Below are 15,662 nucleotides of genomic sequence, written 5' to 3'. Positions count from 1 at the left end.
ACACTTGACTACCAAAATGATCTTCATCATTTATCTTGTTTTTTTCTAGTTTATGAATATTTTATAGAGGTTCTATAATATTTAGTGAGATGCCTACCGGCATTACCACTCCGTTTATATTATGCCTCCCTATTATGTAGTTAATATGCTAGTTTGCTCATCCTTTTATAACAGCAACAGGTTTTAATTTTGCTACTTTTTTAGCCACTCCAGAAGCATGAACCGTTTCTACGACTAAATTCACGTCTTTGTAAGCAATAGGCGCTTCTTCAGCAATGCCTTTAAAAGAACCTGATTGAATATAAATGCCTCTTTCTTTTAATTTTTCTTTTAAAACAGGGGCGTTTACTTCTTTTTTTGCAGCCGTTCTAGACAAGCGTCTTCCAGCGCCATGGCAGCAGGAGCCAAAAGTGATGTCCTTGCTCTTTTCTGTGCCTGCCAATACATAGGAACAGGTACCCATACTGCCAGGTATAATAACGGGTTGACCTGCATTTTTATAAGCCTGAGGAAGTTCTTCAAAACCAGGTCCGAATGCGCGCGTAGCACCTTTGCGATGCACAATTACTTTTTGTTGTTTGCCGCTAATGGTATAGGTTTCAATCTTAGCAATGTTATGTGCAACATCATATAATAGTTTTAGATTGGCTTCTGCTTCACCAAAAATAGTTCCCCAAGCTTTTCTTGCTTCCCAAGAAATAACTTCTCGGTTACACCAAGCATAATTGGCTGCTGCGCACATGGCTTTGAAGTAGTTTTGACCTTCTTTTGAATTGAAGGGGACGCATGCCAATTCCCTGTCTTTTAGTTTGATATCATATTTAGCCATGGCGTTCATCATAATACGAATATGATCGGTTGCTACCTGATGTCCTAAGCCTCTTGAGCCTGTATGGATTAAAACCACCATTTGCCGATTTTCTAAACCGTAAGCTTTTGCAATGTCTTCATCGTAAATTTTATCTATATAATCAACTTCTACAAAATGATTCCCCGAACCAATGGTACCTAACTGATCTGTTCCTCTTTTTTTAGCCATTTCTGAAACCATAGAGGAATCTGCCTCCATTAGTTTTCCTTTGTTTTCTATATAGGTTAGGTCTTCGTGAATGCCATAACCATTTTCAATGGCCCATTCTGCTCCTGTGGTTAACACGTGATTCATTTGTTCTTCAGAAAGGATAATATGACCTCCTTTACCCATTCCCGAAGGTATTTGAGCATACATTTCTTTGGATAGCGCTTCTATTTTATCTCTTACATCATCAATTTTTAAAGTTGAAGTCAATAACCGAACACCGCAATTGATATCGTAACCAATGCCACCAGGAGAAATAACACCATCAGGATATCTGGTTGCTGCAACGCCACCTATAGGAAATCCGTAGCCTTCATGTACATCTGGCATGACTAATGATGCTTTTTGAATACCTGGAAGTGTCGCCACGTTTACCAGTTGGCTTAGCGATCTATCTTCAATAATATCATCTAAAAGGGATTCAACCGCAAGGGCTCTGGCAGGAACTTTCATATCGTCTCTAAAAGACATGGGGATTTCCCATAAGTAGTCTTTTAATTTGTTGATATCGGATTTTTTTACCTTTTTCATATATCAAAAATTATATACGTTTCCCACAGATTATTTTTGTTCTTTTTTACTTCAGCTTCATGGTAGGTTACCGCTTTAATTTCTTCATCAAAATCATGGGTTTCAATACCAAATACATCTGCTACAATCTTATGTCTTTCTAAACTTAAAATATTGATTTTACAGTAAATGGTTTTATTGGTGTATGTTTGTGTAAGTACGTCTGATAAAAAATCAATGAGCAAATTTGTATAGTCTAACGAACACGTTTTTATTCTTGTTTTACTGTTAAATTTATGGGTATGGTCGCAAATATTTTCTTTGAGTATGTTTGCCATCCCCTTTACACCGGCCTTAAATAATTTTTGAAGAGTTTCTCCTTCAATAAACATTCTTATATCGGCTGTATGTGGGAGGTATTTTATTTTCATTTTTTTACAGCCTTAACAACTACAAATGACCCTTCACCATAGCCTTCTTTTGGTGTTTGAAGGTCTTTTATTTCGTTTAATTCTCCAAATAGGGTTTGGTTGAATTCTAGATTTTTAAATTTTGTTTTTTTAAGTAAATCTTTCACGCTTTCTACTGAATAGTAGGTTGCATTTTTAAAAAAGGTGCTTCGATGTCTTTTCGCTTCGTATTGCTGTGCTATGGTTTGCGCTTTGTCTAAAAACGCTAGAATTATAGATCCTCCCGGCTTTAATACCCTATGCGCTTCGTTTAATGCTGCTTTTAAATTATCAAGATGGCAGATGGTAACAAAAAGTATAAAATCGAAATGATAATCACTATACGGAAGTTTTTCCGCAACGCCTTTCATAATTTCAACACCTCTTTTTATGGCCTTTTGTGCCATTTCTTCAGAGGGCTCTATGCCTTCTTTAATTCCCAAAGCTTTAGAAAATCGTCCTGTACCCAAACCCACCTCAATGCCGTAAATAGCTTCGGGTAGTTTTAAAAGTTGCTCTTTAATTGCTGCTACTTCCGATTGAAAAACTTCTGGGTAAGTATCATACCAAGCTTCATAAGCTTCTGCATTTTTGTTGAATATTTCTGTTTGTAACATGTTTTCTAATATTTTATGGTAGTTACTAAATTATAAGCATAGGACATACCATTGATTTTTAAATGAATAGCAATGCTCTAAATTTAATAATCACATATCAAGAGCAAAATGATGTAGGTCATCTACCTATTTTATTTCTGTTGATAATCAATATTTTGGACTAAAGCCTTTTGTTAACTGCTGATTAAAATCATTGGTGTTTTGGTTTTTGTTATATAGATTTATGTTTTAGGTCTCAATATTAACAAATAAGGTTATTAATGACCACTCATAAAAATAGAGTCGATCCGGTAATTACTTTGTTGCCATTAATAGGAATTGCTCTATTTGTAATTTTTTATATCATTGCTGCTATCTATTATCCTGGAGGGTCGTATGCTGCACCAAATCGGCCAGGGTTTAGTTTCAAGAACAATTATTTATGTGATTTGCTGGATAATCATGCCATAAATGGAGCTTTTAATTCTGCACGTATATATGCGCGTATAGCATTAGCCATACTGTGTTTGAGTTTGATATTACTTTGGTATTATTTACCAAAATTATTCAATAGAAAAAATAAAGCCCAAACCATTATGAGTATTGCTGGCATGTTATCTATGGTAATTACCCTGTTTTTAGCGTCTGAAGTGCATGATATAATTGTAAGAACAGCAGGGGTTTTTGGAGTAACCGCATTACTCATTGCTTTTATCGAACTTTATAATGCCAATTATTACAAACTATTAATCCATGGTATTATTTGTTTGTTCTTTTTTTTAACTAATTACTATATCTATGAAACAGAAATACTAATAGACAAGCTTCCTGTAATTCAAAAAATAACATTTTTGTCCTGCATGAGCTGGTTTGTGTTATTGAGTATTCATTCTTACAGGAAGTTAGTTAGCACATAAGGGTTTTTAATTCTCTTAAATTTTTGATTGAATTCCTGGTAACATTTAACTAGAAATTCGCTCTAAAGTTACTTTGATGTTACTACGGTTTTGCCAACAGTTCTGCCATTTTCTAATTGAAGATGCGCTTCTCCAATATTACCAAAAGAGTAGACGACGCGTATACACTAAAAAACAACTTTTAATACTAGAATCTGCTTTAACATCTTTAGGTAAAAGTTTAGCACATGTACTAACAGCCAACGCTCAATGGGGAAAAACTGTAGCTGATGAAAAGCAGAAATTATAAAATGTAAGCAAGATTCGTTTTAAACTATCCCAGTCCACACCCATTGCACTCCCCCTCCCCTCTTATAACATGATGCATTGTTTAAAACAAGGTTTAATTTATTAATAAAGTCACCAATTTAGTACAGTGTAAATTTTATATTAATTAGAATATCACATTTAAATTTACATTATCTTTATCAGTAAGCGATTAATCAACTTACATAGAAGATGAACAAAGAACCACATAAATTTGGTACTTTTCTAGGCGTCTATACACCCAGTATATTGACCATACTTGGCTTGATTATGTACTTGAGATTTGGTTGGGTAGTTGGAAATGTAGGCCTAATAAAAACCATTGTTATTGTATTAATGGCCAGTTCTATAACATTTATAACTGGTTTAAGTGCTTCGGCAATCGCCACTAATATTAAAGTTGGTGTTGGTGGTGAGTATTATATGATTTCCCGCAGCCTTGGTTTAGAAGCTGGTGGTGCTATTGGCATTCCCTTATATTTATGTAGAACTTTAAGCGTTACCTTCTATTGTTATGGGCTGTCAGAAGCCATACTGGTATTATGGCCAGAAAGTCAAGGTATTTTGCCTTCATATGCCTTGCAAAGCCTGACTATTATTTTTATTGTTTTAGTAACGACACTTTCTGGAAAAAGTGCAAAACTGGTATTAAAATCTCAAATCCCGATTATGATTATTGTTGGAGCTTCTATTTTAGCTTTAATTATTGGAGTGCTAAGTCAAGACCTTCATGCACCGATTACTAAACCGACTTATCAAACGGCACCTTAAGGCTTTTGGTATGTATTTGCCGTATTTTTTCCTGCCGTTACAGGGTTTACGGCTGGAATTGGTTTAAGTGGCGATTTGAAAGACCCAAAAAAATCGATTCCTAAAGGCACACTTGCTGCAGTAATTTCTGGTGCCATAATCTATCTTATCATTCCACTACTTTTGGCAATCACTGGAGCACTAACCTTGGAGCAAATGGCAGATCCTGAAGCTGGTGTTACTATTTGGACACGGCTTGCTGTTTTTGGACCTTGGATTGTGTATCCTGCTGTTTGGGGAGCCGTTTTATCTTCTGCTTTTGGAAGTATTTTGGGCGGACCAAGAATTCTTCAAGCATTATCTATGGATGGTTTGATGCCAAAATTTTTAGCTAAGCTTTCTAAATCAGGTCAGCCCACTATTGCCACATGGATAAGTGGTGTTATAGCTATAGCTGCCGTTTTTCTAGGCGGATTAAATACCATTGCACAATACGTATCTGTTCTGTTTTTAACTTTGTATGTCGCCGTTAATGTTAGTGCTGCCGTAGAGCAACTCATTAAAGAACCGTCTTATCGACCAAAAATACATGTGCCTTGGTTTATATCGTTTTTAGGTGCACTAGCTGCCATGGTAGTTATGTGGTTAATCAATCCATTGGCATTCATATTTGCTTTGGGTCTTGAGGCTGTTATTCTTATCTATTTAGTAAGCAAAAAACTCGAACAACAATGGGGAGACGCTTCTACCGGAATATGGATGCATTTGGGTAGATATGCCTTACTTCGATTGAATTCTATAAGGGTACATAGCAGAAACTGGCGCCCCATTATTGTTCTATTTGTTCATGAATTAAAAGGGCAAATGCCATTAATTAAATTAATGGAAATGCTAGGGCAAAATAGTGGTTTATTAACCATTTCGAAACTCATTACTTTTGAGGATAAAGATGAATTAATAAAACGTAATACGATTGCCTTTGAAATGCAAAAAGAATTAGCAAAAGAAGGGTTGCAGGCTTTAACCGAAGTCAATGTAGTTAACGATTTAAAGCAAGGTATTTTACAAGTTTCCGCTTCACATGGCATTGCAGGTATAAAAACCAATACCGTAGTATTTGGTTGGGCTAGTACCTTAGAAGGCAAGATTCAGGAACTACAAATTGTGAATAAAATTGCGGCATCTGGTAAGAATGTTTTAATTGCACATTTCAACAGTCCATTTGCTGAACGCCCAGATAAGCGCATTGATATATGGTGGCGCGGTGAAGATAGAAATGGTGATTTGATGCTCCTACTCTCCTATTTGATTCGATTGAATAGAAAGTGGAAAAAGGCAGTAATCAATATTTTTTCGGTGGCTGATTCTGAAAAAGAAAAACTGGAACTAGAACGCCTTATTCGATATTCAATAAGTGAAGCACGCATTGATGCTGAAATTCATGTACTAATAAAAGATAGTGATGACATTGTTGGTGTGCTTATAAAAAAGAGCAAAACCGCCGATATTGTGTTTTGTGGATTAGCCAGAGGTAATGGTACTTTTGAGAAACGTACGGAAATTATAGAACGCATTGTGAATAGTTTAAATGTGGTTGTGTTTACACAGAATAATGGTATGGAGAATGATATTCCTGTAATTTTTAGTTTGACAAAGGCATAGTATCATGCCTCTTTTAAATACACTAAATATGATCTGCTATTTAGCCAAGTGAAACTCTAAAAATTCCAAATTATTGCGCATAAAAAAGCCCACCATTACTATGATGGACTTTATAATACAGTATAAACCGGTTTACTGTTTAATTATCTTTGTTGTAATAGTATTGTTTTCAGATTGTATTTTAATAATATATAAGCCAGCAGATATATCATAAACAGGTATGGCATTAAAATTTGAATTGAATTCTTTTACTTTTTTTCCTAATATGGAATATATTCCTACTTTATCTACGCGCATTTTAGAATCGATTACTAAAATATCAGTTACTGGATTCGGGTAGACTTTTATAGAACTCACTAGTTTTTTACTATCTATATTTAAAGGGTTATTATAATCTGAATAATAAAAAAGTGTTTTACTAACATCTTCCCAGATTTGACTTGTAAATTCATATCCTCGGTAACCAATTACCATATTATTAAACATAAAGACCGTATCATCAAGTTCATCATCGTAATTGAATGGTCCTATGAGATTACTAAAATCAAATGCTAGGTCGAAAATAAATTCATCTTTGTAATATGGAGCCCATTCTCCAGGAGTCTCAATCCATTCATAATAGGTTCCTAAAGACCTATTATCATTGTTATCATATTGATAGTCATCTTTATATTGATATCCCCATTGGTTCATACTTTCATCCCAAGTATATTCTGTTTCGTTTGTTAAAACCAATAAAAAATTAGGTCGATCATATTGATATTCATATTTTGATTCATAAACCCAGTCTGTATTATTTATATCCCTTCTGTATAAATTTCTAGATTTAAGAGTGAAGTAGATGGGTCAATAATGTATTCCCATTTAGAATTAAGAACCCAATCACTAATACCATTATTCCAGTATGAATTAATTTCATAAGGCATAAGAGGGTCTGTATAAAAATATTCATCCCTATATAAATTTACCCATTGATTTATTCCTGAATCCCATGTGTAACCTTTATCTAATGTTACCTTTTGATCCAAATTATACGCTATTTCATTTTTAAAGGTTTTAGCCCATTGATTCGAATTCCATTCATAATTTTCTTCAAGAATTAAGTTTCCACTACTATCATAAGTGAATTCAGTTTTACTGACAAATTCCCAAATATTTGGTGTGTTTTGAAATGATCGCATTTGTGATGATAAATTTCCATTAGAATCGAATGAGTATTCATCCTTTATATAAGGATCCAAGGTAGATGTTACACCATTCCAAATAAAACTAATAGTCATTTCTATATTATTTCCATTATAGGTAAATTCCTGTTTAGCAGAATACCTCCATATATTAAAATCATTATCCCATTCTTGAATTAATATACTATCCAAAGTCTTGCTATCTGCAGTGATTGTTTTATTTAATGAGGATGCCTTATAACTTCTATTTTTCACATCTTTTATACCTTTTTTATGAATTCTAGATATTTTATCTGCCTTTGTTATTTCAAATTCTTGGTTAATCTTTTTAGTAATCTGCGCTGTGGCAAATGACGAAATAAGAATAGCTATGAGTAAAGTAGTTATTCGTTTCATAATACATAGGTTTTAATTAAACACCCTTTTGAGTAATGAAGATGAGATAATTATTAAAAATGTGAAATGATATCAATCAGTGAGTCATAAAATATTTACTTTTTTGTTATGTTTTAAAAAGAAGGTTCCTGTACTAACATCATTTGCACAATGGGAAAACTATAGCTGATAACAATTACCATAAAAAAATCATATAAAGCTTGCTACATTTACGTTAAAATTAAAGTATAAATTGAAGAATCAAATTAAATTATTAGCCCTAGTTTTTAGCGCATCAATATTGTTTTGCTGTAAGGACAACAAAAGGAATATCACCACAGACAATGAACTAACAAAAACTAGGAATTAATTCAACCTTCATTCTTTTATCCTTTGTAACACAAATGCCATATTTGCTCATTTCGTAAACACCTGGATTTTTACAGACTTCAATCATAAGACATTCACAATAAGCAACATTCAGCATGAAAAACGCAATTTTTACCTAAAAATTCCGTAACTTTAGGATGAGCCATTATCATCGTTTAATTGAACCTTAAAACTCGATTAGCGATTTAGTTTTAATAAGGCAAAGCACCCATAAATAACTCTGTTTCGTGGGTTCATTGACTTTAAATATACAAACAGACAAATAACTTTAACACATTGTATCATGAACCGGTTTGGCATTCTCATTATAATTATCGGGGTATTTCTTGCTTTAGGTATTCGAATCATTTTTGAATACAAAAGAGCTATTAAATTTAGATTTGGAAAATATATAAAAACCTTAAAACCAGGGTTTCGATGGATTATTCCTTTTATTGAAACCATCCAAATTGTAGACATTAGAGTTATTACATTTAACATTGATTCTCAGGAAGTTATGACAGAAGATAACGTACCTTGTAGTATAGATGGTGTTGTGTTTTTTAAGATTAACGATCCTGAAAAAGCAGTTTTGGAAGTTGAAGAATATAAGTTCGCTATTACCCAATTGGCACAGGCTGCACTTAGGGATGTTTGTGGGAAGGTGGAATTAGACACCATCCTTTCTAAACGTGAAGAAATGGGTAAAAACATTAAAGAAATTGTTGAGCAAGAAACCAAAGATTGGGGTATTGAAATTAGCGATGTTAAGATAAAAGACATTCAGTTGCCCGAGAACATGCGGCGTATGATGGCAAACCAAGCAGAGGCAGAACGTTCACGCAGGGCTCGAATTATTTTGGCCTTGGCCGAAGAACAGGCGGCAGACAAGTTACTTGCGGCAGGGAAACTAATAGATCAATCGCCTTCTGCCATAAAACTAAGGTTATACCAAACCTTGTCGAATATTGCAGCAGAAAAAAATTCAACCATACTCTTCCCGTTCCCAGAAGAAGTATTGCCTGTTAAAAAAAAGAAATCCAAACTTGTTAAATAAGGGGCAACCAATCACTTTATAAGCACATATGAATTCCTATCTTTGTGAACTCAATAATAACGGGTTACATCATTTGGAACAGATAAAAGCTTACTTAGAACAAATAGCAACCATATCTAATGAAGATTGGGCGTTTTTTACGTCGAAATTACAACGTCGTGTTATTCCAAAGAAAACGATTTTTTTAAAGCTCAATGAAATAGAAAATCATATCTCTTTTATAGAATCTGGGGCTGTTCGTTTATTTATTCCTAAAGAAGATCCAGAAAAAGAAATTACTTTTGGCTTTAGTTTTGAGAACCAGTTTATTAGTGCTTATGATTCCTTTTTAACACAGAAACCTTCAGCATATCAGTTACAAGCCCTTACAGAAACTGTGCTTTTAAGTATGACTTATAATGATTTGCAAGCGGTTTATAACCATACCCAAATAGGAAATCTTATTGGCAGATTAACGGCAGAACGTCTCTTTTTATTGAAATCTAAACGTGAACAAAACTTATTGAATTTGACGGCCGAGGAACGCTATATGAAATTATTTAAGGAGCGTCCAGAACTCTTAAAAGAGATTCCTTTGAAATACATCAGTTCTTATATTGGTGTAACCGCACAAGCGTTAAGCAGGATTAGAAAACGCATGTAATCTGAGTTCAATTAATATTATTATAATTCACCGCATTTTGGCAGTAACGAACAATATAGCCCTAATTCAACCTGTTTTTGGTCTGGGTTGTCCCCTTGTGGGACTTTAGGGGTGTTTTTTAATGCTATTGTAACCGAATTCATGTTTATAAGCCCAATTTTTATTAATCTAGGTTCATTGTTTTACTTGAAATAACAAATTATCTTTGCAAAAAAATAATTATGGTTATCATTCTTTTCGTTTTAGTGCTTTGGTATGGAGGCTTGTTTTTTCAGTCGTTCTTTTTACATCGCTATGCCGCACATCAGGTATTTACCATGTCGAAAACCGTAGAACGTATTACTTTTATTTTAACATGGATTTTTCAAGGCTCAAGTTATTTAAGCGCTTATGGTTATGGGATTATGCACCGCATGCACCATGCCTATACGGATACTGAAAAGGACCCACATTCTCCATCTTATGATGCTAATATGTTTGCCATGATGTGGAAAACAAAAACAATTTATCAGGATATTAATAAACAACGTATTGAAGTTGATCAGCGATTTACCAAAAACGTTCCGCAATGGAAAAGCTTTGATAAATTTGCGAGTTCTCGCTTTTCTAGATTACTTTGGATTGCGGGTTACATTCTGATCTTTGCTCTCTTTGCAACGGCTTGGTGGCAATGGTTATTATTACCAATAACATTTATGATGGCGCCTATTCATGGTGTGATTATAAACTGGTTTGGTCATATTTATGGCTATGTGAATTTCAAGATGAAAAACACAAGTAAAAACCTATTCCGTTTTGATTTCTTAATGATGGGTGAAGGCTATCATAATAATCATCATAAGTATGCTAGTAGCCCAAATTTTGGGGTGAAATGGTATGAGATTGATATTACCTATTTGATTATAAAAGTACTGAATGCTTTTGGAGTTATTAAGTTGAAGCCAATTAGAATCAAAGATTAATAAGTCCAAATTCAAAAAACTTTTAATACGTATTAAAAGTTTTTTTATCCATATATAAATAAAAGTATCTTCGCGCGCATTATGTGGATGTATTTAGGACTTTTATCAGCCTTGTTTTTAGGCTTACACAATTTATGTAAAAAACATGCTGTACAAGGAAATGAAGTTTTTCCTGTGCTTTTAGGCACTATTTCATCAGGTTTTTTATTAATTCTTCCTCTTTATATTGGTTCCCTATTGTATCCAGAATATATGTCTGAAATACAATTATACATTACCGTTATACCATGGGAAACACATGGTTTTATTTTTATAAAATCAGCTATGATGGCTGCTTCTTGGATATTGGCATATGAAGCTTTAAAGCATTTGCCTATTACTATTGTTGCACCTATACGATCTGCGGGGCCTTTTTTTACGTTTATTGGCGCTATTACTATTTACCAAGAAAAGCCTAACTTTTGGCAATGGATTGGATTTTTTCTAATTATTTTTTCGGTATTATTATATTCCAGAATAGGAAAAAAGGAGGGGATTTATTTCAAAAGAAACAAATGGATATTTGCCATTATTGGTGCTACTTTTTTAGGTGCATCCAGCGGTTTATATGATAAATTTTTAATTCAGAATTTAATACTAAACCCACAAACGTTACAATTTTGGTTTTGCTTTTATACCGTGCTTATATTACTCGTTATTTTAACGGTAACTTGGTTTCTTAAAGCAGAAAAACGAAACGTTTTTAAATGGCGTTGGTCTATACCTGTAGTTGGCGTTTTATTAATAGTAGCAGACTATTTTTACTTTAAAGCTTTACAAGATCCTGAAGCTTTAATTATGCTTCTTTCTGCCATAAAACGCAGTCAAATCATTATTGCTGTTGTTATTGGAGGGTTAATTTTTAAGGAACAAAACAAACGTAAAAAATTGGTGCCGTTAGTAGGTATTATGTGCGGAGTATTTTTGATTTTGTATTCTTAGATTAGTGCTTATAGTTGTTTCTTCAAATATCCAGAGGGTTTGTTCTGCATAGCCCTAAGAAAATAAAGTGTTATAAAATGGTTACTCGTACTTTTTTCTTTTTTAATCGGGTATTGTTAAGTTTTTCTACTAATTCATCTGCCATAGTAAGCGGAATGGCCACAAATGCACAATCAGGTTTTAGTTCTATAGTTCCTAATTGATCCTTATTAATACCACCTTGTTTAAAAAATAACCCAGCAATATCGCCTTTGGAAATTTTATCTTTTCGCCCGCCAGAAATAAATAAGGTTTCCCAGTATTGTGGCTTATGAAGTGCTTTCTTCGAAATATTGATGCCTTTTACATTTTGAATAAATTCTGGCAGTAATTGGTTTTCCCATTTCAATACATAAGCCGTTCCTTTTGCATTGACTCTAGCTGTTCTACCATTTCTATGAATAAATTCTTCTTCATGTCGAGGTAATTCATAATGAATAATATAATTCATTTCTGGAATATCGATGCCTCTAGCAGCTAAATCGGTTGCAATTAATACTTGGCAAGTGCCGTTTCTAAATTTAATAAGAGCCCGTTCTCTATCTTTTTGTTCCATGCCACCAGAAAAACAAGCATGACTAATTTTATTTCGCTTTAAAAAACGACTGACTTCATTAATGCTATCTCTTAAATTACAGAAAATAATTCCAGGTTCATTGCCTATATGCTGTACCAATTGCAGTAAAGTTTTCAATTTGTTTTTGTCTGGAGAAACTACTGTTTTAATGGCTAATTTCGACCCTTTTTTTTCTCTTAAATAGTTGATGATCGTTGGCTTGTCTAATCTTACAAAACCAGGAACCTTAACGGCTTGAGTAGCAGATGTTAATATACGCTTATTTACACTAGGCAATTGAGTGATAATTCCTTTCATTTCTTCCTCAAAACCATCTTCTAAAGACTTGTCGAATTCATCTAAAATAAGCGTTTTTATACTTGCTTTAGAAAACCTGTCGCTAACAAAATGATCTAATATTCTACCTGGTGTTCCTATTAAAATTGCTGGGTTGTGTTTAATTTCAATTTTATCTTTAGACATGGGCCTACCTCCATAAACCGCATTTACTTTATAACCTGAACCCATAGATCGAATGACTTGCTCTATTTGAATGGCTAATTCTCTTGATGGTACTAATATTAATGCTTGAATGTCTTTAGATTCTGGTTTTAAGGTTTTTAATAGGGGCAATGAAAATGCCAATGTTTTCCCTGTTCCCGTAGGTGATAATATGATGGTATTTGTTGTTGTTTCAATAACAGAAACAGCTTCCTCTTGCATGGGATTCAAAGCATGAATATTTAATTTAGCTAAAATATCCTGCTGATTTTTAATACTATTTGCCATAATGACTATTTCTTTTTGTGCTTTTTAGACACCTCTGGTTTTGGATGTACTGTAGCCGATTGCGCTAAGTAGTTTGCTAATATTTTATCGACTAATTCCTCTTTTGTTAAATGATGAAATATCGTTTTTACCTTCGCTTTAAAATCTTCTGACACCTCTCGATTAGGCTTGGTTTTAAATATTTTTCTCGCCCATAGCAAACCATTGTTTTCTTCGATACTTTGGGCGTCTGCTTTTTTGAATTCATTAAAAGTGATGCCTAGCTCATTTTCAAATTCAGGAATATCTTCAAGTTCCTCATTTTGTATAACACTTAACGAAAGTCCCTTTGCTCCTGCTCTAGCCGTACGGCCGCTTCTATGTACATAAGCCTCATAAGTGTCTGGTAAATGGTAATTAACCACATACGATATGTCTTTAACATCAATACCACGTGCTGCTAAATCGGTAGCTACCAAAATATCGATAAAGCCTTCTCTAAATTGTCCCATAATACGGTCACGAATACCTTGAGACAAACTACCATGAATAGCCCCTGATGAGAATTTATTAATGGCTAATTTTTTTGCTAATTTATTGACCGCTGCTTTGGTCTTACAAAATATAATGCCTCTTTCTCCTTCTTTAGTATTTAAGAAATGAAGCAAAACCTCTAGTTTTTCAATAGGTTCTACAACCACATATTGATGATCGATTCCCTGATGCCCAACCGTCGACATGTCTGCCTCTATATGCACAACATGCTTTGACATGTAATTTTGTACCAATTGTTTTATGGCTCCAGGCATGGTTGCTGTAAAGAGTAAAGTCCGTCGAGATTTTGGAATGTCTTTGATAATAAGATCCAAGTCGGTTTTTAAAGCACTCACCATTTCATCGGCTTCATCCAACACTAAATACTTTAAATTTTTAATGTTAATAGCGCCTCGTTTTATCAAATCGACTAAACGTCCGGGTGTTGCCACTACAATATGAGTAGCTGTTTTTAAACGTTCAATTTGAGGTTTTATAGGAATCCCTCCGCATACAGCCGCTATAGAAATAGCAGGACTATGGGAAGTAAAAGACAATAAATTGGCATGAATTTGATGCCCTAATTCTCGCGTGGGTGCTAAAATTACCACTTGTACGCTAGTATCCTCAGTATTGATTAACTGTAATAAAGGTAATCCAAAAGCAGCAGTTTTACCTGTTCCTGTTTTTGCCAAAGCCACAACATCTTCTTTTTGATTAAGTACAACGGGAATTGTTTTTTCTTGGATATCTGTTGGAACAGAAATTTGTAAATCAGCTAAGCTTTGTTGTAGCTGTTCATTAATTCCTAAATCAGAAAACGGTTTTGACATAACATAATTTTAGGCAAAGATAACTATACAAAATCCGAGAATCGTGTAAATTAGTGCGCTAATTCCTTTTAAAAGCGTGATATAAAAAATTCTCAATAACTAATAAGCCAATATCTATATATTAAGCTTCTTGAAGGGTACGCTTTGATTTTCTGTATATGTAGTTAGGGTAGATGCTACGTTTAGCGAAACGATTCAGTTTATTAGAATTAATCATCTTTATATATAAAGGCTTCGTAACTCCAAAATACTCGTAAGTGGTGCCATCTAAAAAAGTGATTTCTAATACTAAACCTTTGTGAATGTAATCTGCTATTCCTGAATTTGTTATTGTTTCGGTATAAACATCTAAGTTAGCTGCTAGAGTTTCAGGAGCTATACTCACCAAAAAATGATAACCATCAATGATGTTGCGACTATTTACTTCAGCTTCTTCAAGTTTAGCATCGCCTTCTTGAAACTTATCTGGATGCCATTCTTTTGCTAAATTGCGGTAACGCTTTTTAAGTGTTTTAAGATCAATCTCATTTTCTATTTCAAATAACTTTTTATATTGACTTATACGTTTCATAGACCTGTTTTTTACAAGCCGCGAAACTACATCTTTATTCTGAAGTACTTAGTCTAAATACAGCGTTTTTTATTTTTGTAGAAATTGTATAGTACATGACAGGGATGATGTTTTTTTAATTGTTCTTTTATTTTTTTACCACACGTACATTAATAGCAATTGGTCCTTTATCACTTTTTTCTATGTCAAATGTGACATGATTTTTATCCCTTATCTTGTCTATGAGGTTTGTTGTATGTACAAAGATTTCTTCATCAGAATCTTTTACTGTTATAAACCCAAAACCCTTTTTATTATTAAAAAACTTGACAGTACCTTCATTTGTACCAGTTTTGGTGTTTGAATTAAATAATTTTTTTATGAATTTTATAATCATTAGTTCTTGTTTTTTTTATACTATTTAAACAGTAATATGTTATTTCAATTGATAAACATTACAAAAGTAGTATAAATAAAAGAGTTAGTGAAAAATCCACTAAACAATAAATAAATGAGATACTGCATAAAAAAAGCCCATCAATA

General features: G+C 33.5%; 16 protein-coding genes and 1 pseudogene. 7 read left to right on the top strand and 10 right to left on the bottom strand.

Going from position 1 to position 15,662, the window contains the following annotated elements:
- Window positions 1-157: 157 nt before the first annotated feature.
- Genes ABD935_RS03460 through ABD935_RS03450 form a run of 3 tightly spaced genes read right to left on the bottom strand, consistent with a single transcriptional unit; the run spans window position 158 to window position 2,654 of the window.
- Complete coding sequence (locus ABD935_RS03460) at window positions 158-1,609, bottom strand: RtcB family protein (protein WP_345190192.1); 1,452 nt, start codon at window positions 1,607-1,609, stop codon at window positions 158-160.
- Window positions 1,606-2,019, bottom strand: coding sequence for an archease (locus ABD935_RS03455; RefSeq protein WP_345190191.1), 414 nt, complete (start codon window positions 2,017-2,019; stop codon window positions 1,606-1,608). Before ABD935_RS03455 ends, ABD935_RS03460 begins: the two co-directional genes overlap by 4 nt.
- A complete protein-coding gene (locus tag ABD935_RS03450) occupies window positions 2,016-2,654 on the bottom strand; it encodes a class I SAM-dependent methyltransferase (protein ID WP_345190190.1) in 639 nt (212 codons plus the stop codon). Before ABD935_RS03450 ends, ABD935_RS03455 begins: the two co-directional genes overlap by 4 nt.
- Window positions 2,655-2,914: 260 nt before the next feature.
- Here ABD935_RS03450 and ABD935_RS03445 point away from each other — a divergent pair, with 260 nt between their 5' ends.
- From ABD935_RS03445 to ABD935_RS03435, 3 genes and pseudogenes are all read left to right on the top strand, one after another.
- Complete coding sequence (locus tag ABD935_RS03445; protein ID WP_345190189.1) at window positions 2,915-3,550, top strand: hypothetical protein; 636 nt, start codon at window positions 2,915-2,917, stop codon at window positions 3,548-3,550.
- Window positions 3,551-4,048: 498 nt separating this feature from the next.
- Window positions 4,049-5,422, top strand: a pseudogene (locus ABD935_RS03440) (APC family permease); the annotation flags it as partial.
- Window positions 5,423-5,470: 48 nt separating this feature from the next.
- Window positions 5,471-6,268 (top strand): APC family permease, encoded by a 798-nt coding sequence (locus tag ABD935_RS03435; protein WP_345190300.1) that lies wholly within the window; start codon window positions 5,471-5,473, stop codon window positions 6,266-6,268.
- Between the two features lie 132 nt (window positions 6,269-6,400).
- Here the strand turns inward: ABD935_RS03435 and ABD935_RS03430 are convergent, their stop codons facing one another.
- Both ABD935_RS03430 and ABD935_RS03425 read right to left on the bottom strand, forming a co-directional pair.
- Window positions 6,401-7,003: a T9SS type A sorting domain-containing protein gene (locus tag ABD935_RS03430; protein WP_345190188.1), complete on the bottom strand. Its 603-nt coding sequence runs from the start codon at window positions 7,001-7,003 to the stop codon at window positions 6,401-6,403.
- 62 nt (window positions 7,004-7,065) lie between these two features.
- Entirely contained in the window at window positions 7,066-7,848 is a 783-nt protein-coding gene (locus ABD935_RS03425) for a hypothetical protein (RefSeq protein ID WP_345190186.1), read from the bottom strand.
- A 652-nt stretch (window positions 7,849-8,500) separates the two neighbouring features.
- Between ABD935_RS03425 and ABD935_RS03420 the strand changes: the two genes are divergently transcribed.
- Together ABD935_RS03420 and ABD935_RS03415 are read left to right on the top strand one after the other, a co-directional pair.
- Window positions 8,501-9,253 carry a slipin family protein gene (locus tag ABD935_RS03420; protein WP_345190185.1) on the top strand — a complete coding sequence of 251 codons (753 nt, stop codon included), beginning with the start codon at window positions 8,501-8,503 and terminating at the stop codon, window positions 9,251-9,253.
- A gap of 73 nt (window positions 9,254-9,326) precedes the next feature.
- Window positions 9,327-9,896, top strand: a complete 570-nt coding sequence (locus ABD935_RS03415) for a Crp/Fnr family transcriptional regulator (RefSeq protein ID WP_345190299.1) — start codon at window positions 9,327-9,329, stop codon at window positions 9,894-9,896.
- 20 nt (window positions 9,897-9,916) lie between these two features.
- On the opposite strand, the gene ABD935_RS03410 is transcribed toward ABD935_RS03415, so the two are convergent.
- The gene (locus tag ABD935_RS03410; RefSeq protein WP_345190183.1) at window positions 9,917-10,039 is read right to left on the bottom strand and encodes a hypothetical protein; all 123 of its coding nucleotides are present in this window, start codon (window positions 10,037-10,039) and stop codon (window positions 9,917-9,919) included.
- Window positions 10,040-10,117: 78 nt separating this feature from the next.
- Between ABD935_RS03410 and ABD935_RS03405 the strand changes: the two genes are divergently transcribed.
- On the top strand, window positions 10,118-10,858 hold the full coding sequence (locus tag ABD935_RS03405; protein WP_345190182.1) for an acyl-CoA desaturase: 741 nt from the start codon (window positions 10,118-10,120) through the stop codon (window positions 10,856-10,858).
- Between the two features lie 81 nt (window positions 10,859-10,939).
- Window positions 10,940-11,839: an EamA family transporter gene (locus ABD935_RS03400; protein ID WP_345190180.1), complete on the top strand. Its 900-nt coding sequence runs from the start codon at window positions 10,940-10,942 to the stop codon at window positions 11,837-11,839.
- Window positions 11,840-11,909: 70 nt separating this feature from the next.
- On the opposite strand, the gene ABD935_RS03395 is transcribed toward ABD935_RS03400, so the two are convergent.
- The 4 genes from ABD935_RS03395 to ABD935_RS03380 form a co-directional block, all read right to left on the bottom strand.
- Window positions 11,910-13,223: a DEAD/DEAH box helicase gene (locus ABD935_RS03395; RefSeq protein WP_345190179.1), complete on the bottom strand. Its 1,314-nt coding sequence runs from the start codon at window positions 13,221-13,223 to the stop codon at window positions 11,910-11,912.
- Window positions 13,224-13,228: 5 nt separating this feature from the next.
- Window positions 13,229-14,569 carry a DEAD/DEAH box helicase gene (locus ABD935_RS03390; RefSeq protein ID WP_345190178.1) on the bottom strand — a complete coding sequence of 447 codons (1,341 nt, stop codon included), beginning with the start codon at window positions 14,567-14,569 and terminating at the stop codon, window positions 13,229-13,231.
- A 121-nt stretch (window positions 14,570-14,690) separates the two neighbouring features.
- Window positions 14,691-15,140 (bottom strand): KTSC domain-containing protein, encoded by a 450-nt coding sequence (locus ABD935_RS03385; RefSeq protein WP_345190177.1) that lies wholly within the window; start codon window positions 15,138-15,140, stop codon window positions 14,691-14,693.
- Between the two features lie 127 nt (window positions 15,141-15,267).
- Window positions 15,268-15,516, bottom strand: coding sequence for a cold-shock protein (locus ABD935_RS03380; protein ID WP_345190176.1), 249 nt, complete (start codon window positions 15,514-15,516; stop codon window positions 15,268-15,270).
- Window positions 15,517-15,662: the final 146 nt, after the last annotated feature.

The sequence above is a fragment of the Algibacter agarivorans genome (assembly GCF_039543245.1).
Classification (GTDB): domain Bacteria; phylum Bacteroidota; class Bacteroidia; order Flavobacteriales; family Flavobacteriaceae; genus Algibacter_G; species Algibacter_G agarivorans.
Note: the sequence above shows the minus strand (reverse complement) of the source record. Positions and strands in the feature narration are given on the sequence as shown.